11 protein-coding genes are annotated in these 11,902 nt (G+C 56.8%); 6 read left to right on the top strand and 5 right to left on the bottom strand.

Features of this window, described 5'->3' with window-relative positions:
* Positions 1–285 precede the first annotated feature (285 nt).
* Entirely contained in the window at positions 286–1,026 is a 741-nt protein-coding gene (gene ompR / locus JL015_RS17905) for an osmolarity response regulator transcription factor OmpR (RefSeq protein ID WP_025262398.1), read from the top strand.
* A 159-nt stretch (positions 1,027–1,185) separates the two neighbouring features.
* Positions 1,186–2,499, top strand: a complete 1,314-nt coding sequence (locus JL015_RS17900; protein ID WP_095068287.1) for an ATP-binding protein — start codon at positions 1,186–1,188, stop codon at positions 2,497–2,499.
* Positions 2,500–2,605: 106 nt separating this feature from the next.
* On the opposite strand, the gene trmL is transcribed toward JL015_RS17900, so the two are convergent.
* Positions 2,606–3,061 (bottom strand): tRNA (uridine(34)/cytosine(34)/5-carboxymethylaminomethyluridine(34)-2'-O)-methyltransferase TrmL, encoded by a 456-nt coding sequence (gene trmL, locus JL015_RS17895; RefSeq protein ID WP_095068288.1) that lies wholly within the window; start codon positions 3,059–3,061, stop codon positions 2,606–2,608.
* On the opposite strand from trmL, the gene JL015_RS17890 reads away from it, so the two are divergent.
* Positions 3,060–3,500: a hypothetical protein gene (locus JL015_RS17890; protein ID WP_095068289.1), complete on the top strand. Its 441-nt coding sequence runs from the start codon at positions 3,060–3,062 to the stop codon at positions 3,498–3,500. The genes trmL and JL015_RS17890 overlap by 2 nt on opposite strands.
* A gap of 278 nt (positions 3,501–3,778) precedes the next feature.
* Here JL015_RS17890 and tauC read toward each other — a convergent pair whose 3' ends face one another.
* From tauC to JL015_RS17870, 4 genes are all read right to left on the bottom strand, one after another.
* Positions 3,779–4,618 carry a taurine ABC transporter permease TauC gene (gene tauC, locus JL015_RS17885; RefSeq protein ID WP_122320524.1) on the bottom strand — a complete coding sequence of 280 codons (840 nt, stop codon included), beginning with the start codon at positions 4,616–4,618 and terminating at the stop codon, positions 3,779–3,781.
* Complete coding sequence (tauB, locus tag JL015_RS17880; protein WP_201019400.1) at positions 4,615–5,406, bottom strand: taurine ABC transporter ATP-binding subunit; 792 nt, start codon at positions 5,404–5,406, stop codon at positions 4,615–4,617. Before tauB ends, tauC begins: the two co-directional genes overlap by 4 nt.
* 29 nt (positions 5,407–5,435) lie before the next feature.
* Complete coding sequence (gene tauA / locus JL015_RS17875) at positions 5,436–6,413, bottom strand: taurine ABC transporter substrate-binding protein (protein ID WP_201019399.1); 978 nt, start codon at positions 6,411–6,413, stop codon at positions 5,436–5,438.
* 213 nt (positions 6,414–6,626) lie between these two features.
* Positions 6,627–7,544, bottom strand: coding sequence for an aliphatic sulfonate ABC transporter substrate-binding protein (locus JL015_RS17870; protein WP_074569103.1), 918 nt, complete (start codon positions 7,542–7,544; stop codon positions 6,627–6,629).
* 435 nt (positions 7,545–7,979) lie between these two features.
* Here JL015_RS17870 and JL015_RS17865 point away from each other — a divergent pair, with 435 nt between their 5' ends.
* The 3 genes from JL015_RS17865 to JL015_RS17855 all read left to right on the top strand — a co-directional run.
* Positions 7,980–9,341 (top strand): OprD family porin, encoded by a 1,362-nt coding sequence (locus JL015_RS17865; protein ID WP_025262390.1) that lies wholly within the window; start codon positions 7,980–7,982, stop codon positions 9,339–9,341.
* A gap of 169 nt (positions 9,342–9,510) precedes the next feature.
* Positions 9,511–10,149 (top strand): peroxiredoxin, encoded by a 639-nt coding sequence (locus tag JL015_RS17860; RefSeq protein WP_201001216.1) that lies wholly within the window; start codon positions 9,511–9,513, stop codon positions 10,147–10,149.
* 417 nt (positions 10,150–10,566) lie between these two features.
* Positions 10,567–11,902: toxin VasX (locus JL015_RS17855; RefSeq protein ID WP_374063438.1), on the top strand; the 1,336-nt coding region annotated here is incomplete at its 3' end.

The following is an 11,902-nucleotide window of genomic DNA, read 5'->3' as shown; positions in this document are numbered from 1 at the left end:
TGTGAGCAAAAAACTGGATTCTTTACAAAAAACTGTCTTGCCTGCCCTTCGCTCGCCGGCCTTGTAACAATACCGGCGAACCGCCATAGTCCGGCACAGCCTGACTTTGAGGGCCGCGCATTATACCCGGCGAACTCCAATTAGGGGATTGGCCGGTCCATGCGAGCAGTTTTGCTCAGCAGAATCACTCATTCATGTCGGCCCCAGTAAAATCTGCTAACAATGCACACGGTGCGCATCACCGCAGCTACGCCATAATGCGCCCCGAGATCAAAGGAGCATCCGATGAGCAGCACTGCACAAAATGCTGAAGGCGAAAAAATCCTGATCGTCGATGACGATCCGGGGTTGAGCAGCCTGTTAGAGCGTTTTTTCACCAGCAAGGGCTATCGTGCCCGTGCGGTGGCAAACGTCGAACAAATGGACCGTTTATTGTCCCGCGAGGTTTTCAACCTTGTGGTTCTGGACTTGATGTTGCCCGGAGAAGACGGCCTGTCTGCTTGCCGTCGTTTGCGTGCAGCCAACAATCAGGTGCCGATCATCATGCTCACTGCCAAAGGCGATGAGCAGAGCCGTATCAAGGGGCTGGAGCTGGGCGCAGACGATTATCTGGCCAAGCCTTTCAACCCGGACGAACTGATGGCCCGCGTCAAGGCGGTCCTGCGTCGTCAGGCAGCACCTGTGCCCGGCGCACCAGGCAGCGAAGACGAGTCTGTCAGCTTCGGTGACTACGTGCTTTCCCTGGCAACCCGTGAACTCAAGCGCGGCGATGAAGTGCATATGCTCACCACCGGTGAGTTTGCCGTACTCAAGGCGCTGGTCATGCATGCTCGCGAGCCGCTGACCCGCGACAAACTGATGAATCTGGCCCGTGGCCGCGAATGGGATGCTCTGGAGCGCTCCATCGATGTGCAGATTTCCCGTCTGCGTCGCCTGATCGAGCCGGACCCGTCCAAGCCACGCTATATCCAGACTGTCTGGGGCGTGGGTTATGTGTTCGTTCCGGATGGAGCCGGGAACCGCTGACAGGTCGATTGCCAGCGCAGAGCACTGAAGTCCTTGCCACTTGCGTCGATAGCCTGAACGGGCTATCGACGTTTTGGTTTTCGCGTTCGTACCATGGCCTGGACCACGATCCGCAAACTTGCGAGCCCGGCTCGCCCTGCAAAGTGTATAGCTGCAGTTATGAAGACTCCGCTCTGGTTTCCGCAAAGCTTTTTCTCACGCACCCTCTGGCTGGTGCTTATTGTCGTGCTGTTTTCCAAGGCGCTGACGCTGGTCTACCTGCTGATGAACGAAGACGTGCTGGTCGACAGGCAGTACAGCCATGGCGTCGCCTTGACCTTGCGCGCCTATTGGGCCGCGAATGAAAACGACCGTGAAGCGATTGCCGAAGCTGCCGGCCTGATTCGTGTGGTTGGTGGCGGCGTACCTGAAGGCGAGCAGCATTGGCCTTATAGCGAAATCTATCAGCGCCAGATGCAGGCAGAGCTTGGGGCCGATACCGAAGTGCGTTTGCGGGTTCATGCACCTCCTGCTCTCTGGGTTCGGGCGCCGAGCCTCGGGGATGGCTGGCTGAAAGTGCCGCTTTACCCGCATCCACTGCGCGGGCAGAAGATCTGGAACGTGTTGGGCTGGTTCCTGGCCATCGGGCTGTTGTCCACCGCATCGGCCTGGATTTTCGTACGACAGCTCAATCAGCCGCTCAAACGGCTGGTTTTTGCAGCCCGCCAGTTGGGGCAGGGGCGCAGTGTGCGGTTGCCGGTCAGCGATACGCCCAGTGAAATGACCGAGGTTTATCGAGCCTTCAACCAGATGGCCGAGGATGTCGAACAGGCCGGACAGGAGCGTGAGTTGATGCTGGCGGGGGTTTCCCATGACTTGCGCACGCCTCTGACCCGCCTGCGTCTGTCGCTGGAACTGATGAGCGACGAGAATGAATTCACCGAAGGCATGGTGCGCGATATCGAGGACATGGACGCCATTCTCGATCAGTTCCTGGCCTTTATCCGCGATGGGCGCGACGAGGAAATCGAAGAGGTCGACCTCAGTGATCTGGTGCGTGAAGTGGTCGCGCCGTTCAATCATCCGGATGAGCACATCCGCCTGTGTCTTGAACCGATTCCGCCTTTCCCGCTGCGCCGGGTTTCAATGAAGCGCCTGTTGACCAACCTTATCGGCAACGCCATGCACCACGCTGGCAACGGAATCGAAGTCGCCGCTTATGTTTCCGGCGATACGAGTGCTCCTTATGTCGTGCTGAGTGTGCTGGACCGGGGGGCAGGTATCGATCCTTCGGAGCTGGACATCATCTTCAATCCGTTCATTCGTGGTGACCGGGCGCGCAGTGGCAAAGGCACTGGCCTTGGGCTGGCAATCGTCAAGCGGATCGCCGCGATGCATGGCGGTAATGTCGAACTGAGAAACCGTTCCGGTGGCGGGCTTGAAGCAAGAGTGCGTTTGCCGCTGGGGTTGATGCTGCCGAGGGATGCGGTCTGATTTGTTGTAGGAGCGAATTTATTCGCGAGACGTCATTGAGGCCGATACATTTTCTTCGGATGTACAGGCCTCTCGCGAATGAATTCGCTCCTACCCGTATGAATTCTCAGGCAAACCCGTGCTGGCGCCAGGCCTCATAAACGGCGACGGCGACGGTGTTTGACAGGTTCAGGCTGCGGCACCCTTCGCGCATGGGAAGGCGCAATCTTTGCTCTGTGGTCAGTGAGTCGAGAATATCGGCTGGCAGGCCACGACTTTCCGGGCCGAACAGGAAGGCATCGCCCTTTTCAAAACTGACGTCGTGGAACGGGCGCGAGCCTTTGGTCGTAAAAGCGAACAGCCGCGGGTTACCGATCTTTTCCAGGCATGTGGACAGGTCGGCATGGGTTTGCAGCGTGGCATACTCGTGATAATCGAGGCCGGCCCTGCGCAGGCGCTTGTCGTCCAGCTCAAAGCCCAGGGGCTCGATCAAATGCAGGGTGCAGCCACTGTTGGCGCATAGCCTGATCACATTGCCGGTATTCGGCGGAATTTCTGGTTGAAAAAGGATGACGTGAAACATGCACGGCTCCGAACGAAGGGACGGGATGCATTCTACCCCCGAAGAGGACCCCAGGCCGAAGCTATGGCCAAGAGTTCTTGGTTCGATGGCGATTGTCGGCTTTACCATCGGGATGATAATCGGTCGTCTGCAGCAACCTGCGCCTCTGGAACTGGAGCAGATCGAGGAGTTGCCCACGGGGCTGGCGCTCTGGTTCAACGAACAGCCGCAGATTCAGGGCGATCATGTCGACGGAACAGTCGTCCTGCGTTTCGAGTCCTGGGGGCGGCCATGGAATGGTCAGTTGCGCATCGACAACAAGGTTGCGCGCTGGAAGCTTGAGCGAAACGGGAAGGATTTGGTGCTGACTCTCCTGGCGGCCCGTCCACTGCATGGCGACTGGCGCACTGCAGAGGTGGACGGGCGCTGGAGACTGGAGGTCAGTCTCCGGGAGGAATAAAAGAGGGGAATCCCCGGCCTGCCTGTACCAAGGTCCCCAAAACTGGTGATGTATAACCTAATGCAGAGTGCGTGCCAGTTTTGAGAGACTTTGAGCCGAAACTTTAAAAAACAGTTTTTTTCGTCTGAAACCCTTTTGAGAATGGGCTCCAGAGGGTGCAGGAAATTTTTCCAGGTCTTGCAGGCCTCTTCATTAGCAGTGTCCTTTCCTTTCTTTGCAGGCTAATTGCGCACCGAAATAGTGCGAAAAGCGAAGGCGATGCCGTATTGCTGCGCAGGTCAGTGATTCTGCCCATGCCAGGGCACCAGTTTGCGTTGCAGCGCACGCAGGCCCAGTTCCATGGCAAAGGCGATGACGGCAATCACCAGAATCCCCAGGATCACAATATCCGTCACCAGAAACTGCGCGGCCGACTGCACCATGAAGCCAAGCCCGCTGGTGGCTGCGATAAGTTCGGCCGCGACCAGCGTCGACCAGCCCACACCGAGCCCGATCCGTATGCCGGTCAGAATGTCCGGCAAGGCGCTGGGCAAGATCACATGGCGGATCAACTGCCAGCGTGTGGCTCCCAGAGATTGTGCGGCTCGCAGTTTGGCCGGGTCCACGGTGCGTACGCCGGTTGCCGTGGCAATGGCGATGGGCGCGAAAATGGCCAGATAGATCAGCAGGACCTTGGAGAACTCGCCGATGCCGCACCAGATAACGATCAGCGGCAGATAAGCCAGTGGTGGAATAGGGCGATAGAACTCGATCAGCGGATCGAAGATGCCTCGGGCGATCCTGTTATGTCCAATGGCGATGCCTACCGGGATAGCGCTGAGGATGGCTGCTCCCAATGCCAGGCCGATACGTTGCAGGCTGGCGCCCAGATGCTGCCAGAGGTTTGAGTCCATATAGCCTGTGGTCAACAGCAGCCAGCCTTTCTGGAGAACGTCAGAGGGCGGTGGCAGGAACAACGGCTCGATCCATTGCGCTGCGGTCACTACCCACCACAGACCCAACAGGATCGACAGCGTCAGAACACTGATGGTGCGGGTGCTCAACTTCAATTGCAGTGGCGTACGCGGTGTTTTCTTTGTGCCGGTCTTGGCCGGACTCTCTAGTTCATAGCTGCTCATGCGCGCTGCTCCCGTGCGAGGTTGCGCTGGGAAAAGACGCTGGCCAGTACGTGTTCGCGGGTTTCGATAAAGCGTGGATCGGACTTGATCGCTCGTGCGGACTCACCGGCGCTGTAGCGTTGTCCGAAGTCCAGTTGCAGGCGTTCGGCAATATGGCCGGGATTGGGGGCCAGCAGGATCAGGTCGGTTGCCAGGAAGACGGCTTCTTCGATGTCGTGGGTAATCAGGAACACCGGTTTGGCGGTGCGTCTCCAGACTTGCAGCAACAGTTCTTGCATCTGTTCGCGGGTGAAAGCATCGAGGGCACCGAAGGGTTCGTCCATCAGCAGCACCCGAGGGTTGGCTGCCAGCGCTCGGGCCAGGCCGACACGTTGTTTCTGGCCGCCCGACAATTGCCAGATGCGGCGTTGCTCGAAACCGGCCAGATCCACCAGTGCCAGCATTTCCCGTGCTTTCGCTTCGCGTTCGGTTCGGGAGACACCTGCCAGCTCAAGTCCGAACGCAACGTTGGCCAGCACATTCTGCCAAGGCAGCAATGCATCGTCCTGAAACACCACGCCGCGCTCTGCACTCGGGCCTTCTACAGCAATGCCGTCGAGCGTGATGCGCCCGGCACTGGGCTGGACGAAGCCTGCGATCAGATTGAGCAATGAGGTCTTGCCACTGCCGGACGGGCCAAGGGCAACCAGCAATTGCTGCGGCCCCAGGCTCAGGTTGATATCCGCCAGCACAGGCTCTGCCGCGCCGGGGTACTGTGCGCTTATACGCTCCAGTTGCAATAGAGCCATGGCTGTTGCCTCATTCTCGATCAGGTGGATTATTGGGGAATGAACTTGGCGCTGGTGTAGGCCGAGTAATCAGGCAGTACCGCATCGACCTTGCCTTGTTCTTTCAGGAAGGCAGCGGTCTTGGTGATAGCCTCGATGGTCGGTGCGCCCAGCAGAGCTTTCTGGTCGACGGCCAATGGATAAACGTTGCCTTGCAGCAGCGCAGGAATATCAGTTGTCTTGGCACCGGACAGCTTGCTCAGTTTTTCGATATTGCCGGTATTGGCGATCCAGGCACTCGGGTCCTGACGGTAGCTGGCGTAGGCATCGAGCGTCACTTTGGCAAAGGCACTGACCAGTTGCGGGTTCTTGGCCGCGAAGTCCTTGCGCACGATCCAGGCGTCGAAGGTCGGAGCACCGGCCTGGGCCAGCTCGCCGGAGGTGATCAGCACCTTGCCGGTTTCCTTGGCAACGCCCAGTGCCGGGTCCCAGACGTAAGTCGCGTCGATATCCCCACGTTTCCAGGCAGCGGCAATGGCGGGTGGCGCCAGGTTCAGGATGGTGACCTTGGCCGGGTCGATGTTCCAGTGCTTGAGCGCTGCCAGCAGGCTGTAGTGGCCTGTGGAAACGAACGGCACGGCGACTTTCTTGCCGATCAGGTCTTGTGGCGTATTGATGCCCGAGCCATTGCGGGCCACCAGCGCTTCCGCCGCGCCGATCTGGGTGGCGATCAGGAAGGTTTCAACCGGCAGTTTGCGAGTGGCTGCGGCGGTCAGGGGGCTTGAACCGAGATAGCCGATCTGTACATCGCCCGACGCGATGGCGGTGATGACGTCTGCACCGTTCTCGAACTTGCGCCATTCGATCTTCGAGTTGGTGGCTTTCTCATAGGCGTTATCTGCCTGAGCGACCTTGGCGGGATCGACGGTGGTCTGGTAAGCCACAGTGAAGTCGGCAGCCTGGGTGAGGAAAGACGCGCCTGTCAGAGACAAGGCCGCCAAAAGGCGCAGGGAGAAGTGCAGTTTCATGGTGAAGCTCCGAATCAGGCGGGCCGGGTACTGGCTGATTGCGGAGCGTAAATGATCTAAGAATTTAGAAATAAATAACTTTTTTGAATTAGCTTATGAGCCGAAAACGAGACTGTTCCCGACCGTAGGAGCGAATTCATTCGCGAAATGCATCGCGAATAAATTCGCTCCTACGCAGGCGGCGATCTTTTACACAGATTGCGCATTACGGCTTCAAGGCTTCCACACCTGCACATCCTTGGCGTCCACGGCCTTGGGCAGCAGCCCCGCTGCCAGGAATGCATCGGCAATGCTCTGTTGCTCATCGAGCTGGTCGGCTTGTACCGCTTGCACCTCATAGCTGCGCCGCTTATTGGCTGCTTCTACGGTCGCGATATCCAGGCTGCCCCACAGCGGGCTCAGAATCCTTGCGGCTTCGTTCGGGTGGGCTTTGACCCATTCGCCGGTTTTCTTGAGTTCGGCGAACACCACCTTCAGGACTTCCGGGTTGCTATTGGCATAGGGCGTGGTGGTCAGGTAATAGCGTTTGTAGCTGGCCAGGTCAGTGCCGTCGGCCAGGGTGCGGGTAGGCAACTGGCGCTGTACGCTGCTGAGGAAGGGTTCCCAGGTGACCCAGGCGTCCACCTTGCCGTTCTCGAAGGCGGCGCGGCCATCGGCTGGTGTGAGGTAGGCGGGATCAATATCGGTGAACTTCAGGCCGGCCTTGTTCAAGGCGGCAATCAACAGGTAATGGCTGCCAGCGGCTTTGGTGACCGCGATTTTCTTGCCCTTGAGATCGGCCAGGGTTTTGAACGTCGAATCGCTGCGCACGACAATCGCCTGGGCTGATGGAGAAGAGGCTTCCTGAGCGAAATACGTCAGCCGCGCTCCCGCCGCCTGAGCAAAGACCGGGACCGTATCGGCGACATCGGCGCTCAAGTCGACATTCCCCACGTTCAGTGATTCGAGCAAAGGCAAGCCACTGGGAAACTCATGCCATGACACCGAAATGCCCTTTTTGTTCAGTTCACGCTCCAGCGTACCCTGGCTTTTGAGCACCGAAATGAGCGTTGAGGACTTCTGAAAGCCGATTCGCAAAGTTTCTTTTGCGTGTGCTGGCACAGAAAGTGTCAAGGTGGTGGCAATTGTCATAATTACTGCTAGTTGATTCGCAAGTAACCGTTTTGTAAGGGATTTTATCTTCATTGTGCGGGTTTTCCGGTTGGGATTTCGTGACTGGAGAGTCGAGATCCGGTTGTCCGGTAGCTGAAAACTAAACGATCTGACGAATGGTCGAAAAATATTTTTTGGGAATTAGCTTATTTGATGGATACACTCCTGTGCGTCCTGGTTGAAATGCGTTGTGACATATATCAAATCAGTCTAAAAGCGTTACGAATAATTGCTTTTGGATTTATCGGATTTTCACTACCTTGCACCAGTGACAACGCGGTCTAGTCATTTGAGTCTCGAGGCGCACAGTCACCATTGACCTCTGGTCGGGCCTGTCGCTTAACGCGAATACATGGGTCAGAGCCTTGCTCGGCACCATGGATTAAAAAAATTAGATTCACGAGGAGCGTAGCAATGAAGAAGTCCACACTGGCCCTGGCCGTAACCTTTGGTGTATTGGCTCAGCAGGCCGGCGCAGCAGGTTTCATTGAAGACAGCAAGGCGTCCGTTAGTTCTCGTACCATGTACTTCAACAACGACCTGCGTGAAGGCCGTAACGTTACTGACCAGCGTGAAACCGCTACCGGTCTGAAGTTCGATTTCATCTCGGGTTACACCGAAGGCACCGTTGGTTTCGGTCTGGACGTTCAGGCTCTGGTGGGTGTGCATCTGGGTGGCGGTATCCAGAACAAGACCGCTACTACCCAGAACAGCTTCTTCCCCATGGATACTGACGGTGATTCGGTCAGTTCCTGGAGTCGCGGTGGTGCCAACGCCAAGGTCCGCTTCTCGAAAACCGAACTGAAAGTCGGTAATGCTCTGGCACCAAACCTGCCAATCCTGGTTTCCAACGACGGTCGTTTGCTGCCTCAGACCTTTGAAGGCGGTATCGTTACTTCCAAGGATCTGGACAACTTCACCTTGACTGGCGGTCAACTGACCGGTTCCGCTGGTCGTGCTTCCAGCAACTCCACCGGTTTGTCAGTATTTGGCGCTACTCGTGACAGCAACGAGTTCCGTTTCGCCGGTGGCGACTGGAAAGCCACCAAAGACCTGACCCTGCAGTACTACTTCGCTAACCTGGAAAACTTCTACAAGCAGCATTTCCTGGGTCTGGTACATGTTTACCAAATCGCTCCTGACCAGTCCTTCAAGACTGACCTGCGTTATTTCAACAGCAGCGCTGATGGCAATAACAGCAAGAACGTAGCGGGTTATGCCTTCAACAACAACAACGGTTATGCCAAGAACGTTGGCGAAGTCGACAACAAGACCTGGTCTGCAATGTTCACCTACACCTTGGGTGGTCATGCGTTCCTGGTCGGTCACCAACAAGTCGGTGACGACGGTGGTTTTGTCAACCTGAACCAAGGCAACGTTGTGGATGGTCGTGGTCGTCCAGAAGGTAACGGTGGCTCCAGCTTCTACCTGTTCACTGACTCGATGATTAACCAGTTCAACCGTGCCGGTGAGAACACCACTTTCGGTCAATACTCGTATGACTTCGCCAAAGTGGGTATTCCTGGTCTGAAAGCTGCTGTTGCCTACCTTCGTGGTGAGGACGTCAAAGGTGCTCGCAATACCTCTTCCTTTGGCCATGAGTACTCGGAGTGGGAACGCGACATGCGTATCGACTACGTGATCCAGAGCGGTCCGTTGAAAGGCTTCGGTACTACCGTGCGCCACGGTACCTACCGTGCGGATGAAGGCCTGAACGGTGCAAGTGATGCCGACCAGACTCGTCTGATCTTCAACTACACCTACGCTTTCAAATAAGCCCGGTCAGTTGAAAAGGAACCCCGCTTCGGCGGGGTTCTTTTTGCCTGAAATTTAATATTCCTTTCAGGTCTAACCAAATCGATATCCATTCTTTTTAATTTTTTAGCAGGCGGTGCACAGTAGGGCCATAACTCAATGAACACCCGACCGAACAAGGAGCAACACCATGACACTGCGACTTGGCGATATCGCCCCTGACTTTGAACAGGATTCCAGTGAAGGCCGTATCCGTTTCCATGAATGGCTGGGCAATAGCTGGGGCGTGTTGTTCTCTCACCCGGCCGATTTCACGCCGGTCTGCACCACCGAGTTGGGTTTCACTGCCAAATTGAAAGACGAGTTTGCCAAGCGCGGTGTCAAGGCAATTGCCTTGTCGGTGGACCCGGTCGATTCCCATATCAAATGGATCGACGACATCAACACCACGCAAAACACGCTGGTCAATTTCCCGATCCTGGCCGATGCCGATCGCAAGGTTTCCGATCTGTACGACCTGATCCACCCCAATGCCAGCGACACGCTGACCGTGCGCTCCCTGTTCGTGATCGATCCGAACAAGAAAGTACGCCTGACCATTACCTATCCGGCCAGCACCGGGCGTAATTTCCACGAGATCCTGCGGGTCATTGACTCCCTGCAACTGACCGACAACTACAAGGTCGCTACACCAGCCAACTGGGTCGATGGTGATGATGTAGTGATCGTGCCGTCCATCAAGGACGAAGCCGAGATCAAGGAACGCTTTCCTAAAGGCTACAAGGCCGTCACGCCTTACCTGCGCCTGACGCCACAACCGAACCGCTGATTTTCAGATTTATCGAGTGGGGTTATTCGGGCCGATTTATCGGCCCTTTTTTATGTGCGCAAATTTTTGCGCACCCCATCCTTGATAAAACACCCCTGAAACCCCCTCCAAGCCTTATGAACAGGGCTTTTCGACCAGCTGCGCAAGATATTGCGCAGGTGCGCACGGGCTTGCGCACTTTTTCGGGATTTTTGTATGAAAAACAACCAGTTTTTAAGGGTTTTAATTTTAAGTTATTGATTGTTATATAGAAAAATTAACAGGCATGACTCTTGATACAGACCGTTCCCACGTCCGAGCGAAGTCGCTCGGCAACCATCAGGGAACAAGGGATGTTCATGCTCGTTTACCAGGCTCCTCGCTTCATTACTCTTCATTTTCAGGTATCCGCTGAAGACGCACGCAACGGTGCGTCCTATGACTAAGAAACACGGCACCCTGCAAGAACGGCGTGGGGCGCGCTTCGACAAGTCTCCGTCTTCTGCCACCTGTGCCTGTTCGCTCAAGACGGCGGATATCGCCATTGTCCCGGTGCGCTATGCCCTGGACCGTTCGCGCTACGATGTCGAACCCGCACAGCTCAAGCCCTTGCCCGCCCGTGGCCAGTGGAGCCCACTGCCACGACTCAAGACCCGCAGCTACACCTTGCGTCAGCTCTACGACGGGTATGTCTATGTGTTCGACGAAACGGCAGGGACGTTTCATGAGTACAGCGTTTCGGCGTCCGATGCCTGCCTGACGCGCATCGTCTGGACGGAGGCCCATCTGGGGCGTGACGTTCGCAGCGGCGATGGAGAGGGCAACCCTTACCTGCTTTACCCTCGCAGGAACCGCCTGCATCTGGCTTTTTCCCCGGTGCAATGGACCTGGCGAATCTGCGAACACATGCGCTCACACGCCGACAGCCGCGCACTGTGGATGAAGCCCCTGGACCTGGCCAACTTCTGCGCCACCCTGAACGAGCCGGGTACGTTGCCACTGATGACGCTCGCCACGGCCGTCGCCGATATCGACAAGAATTACGTGGTCGAGGACAAACGCTTCGCTGACTCATCCATTCCGACAGCCGAGCCCGATCAAGCGGCGAAGTCGGTCTTTACCCCGCTCGGGGCCGATGTGTACTGGCTGGGCAATGTCCCGGACAGATGCAGCTCGCTGCTGGTCGCCCTCGACGATCCGCTGGGCGTGTTCAACGACCTGGGCATGCAACTGGCGGGGGATCAGGCCGCGTATCAGAACTGGCAACAGGAACACGAACATAAGCTGCAAATGGCTCAGACCGTAACCGCGCTTTGCGGGGCCAATGGCGACCCCAAATACCAGCCCTCCTGGATACGTGGCAACAGCGCCAGCACCCAACAGTTTCTGAGCGACAGAGAAGCTTATTTCGATCAGATGGACCTGGAGGAGATGCTGACCATGCACGGCAACGGGCCGGGCGGTTCGCTGGGCACGATGGACCTGTTCAAGAGCGCAGACATGCGCCAGATGCTGCATACCCGTTATGGCCGATACCCGTCCCAGGAAGAGCTGCAAGCCTGGAAGGACCGCGAGAAATGGCGCCGTGAAGTCGACCTCAAGGGCGCACGTACCTATCTGCAAGACAACCTGCCCATCAGCGAAGCCCTGCTGCAACAGGTCCGCGACACCCAGGCGGATTTCCAGACATGGGCCGAGCACCTGGGCAACGACCCGCTCAGGCTGTTCATTGACACAGCCAACCCGAAAACCCTGCTGTACCTGCAAACCGTCA

Origin of the sequence: Pseudomonas cichorii, assembly GCF_015471405.1 — a bacterium.
In the GTDB taxonomy this organism is placed as follows: domain Bacteria; phylum Pseudomonadota; class Gammaproteobacteria; order Pseudomonadales; family Pseudomonadaceae; genus Aquipseudomonas; species Aquipseudomonas serbiensis.
This window is presented reverse-complemented; position numbering and strand designations above follow the sequence as displayed.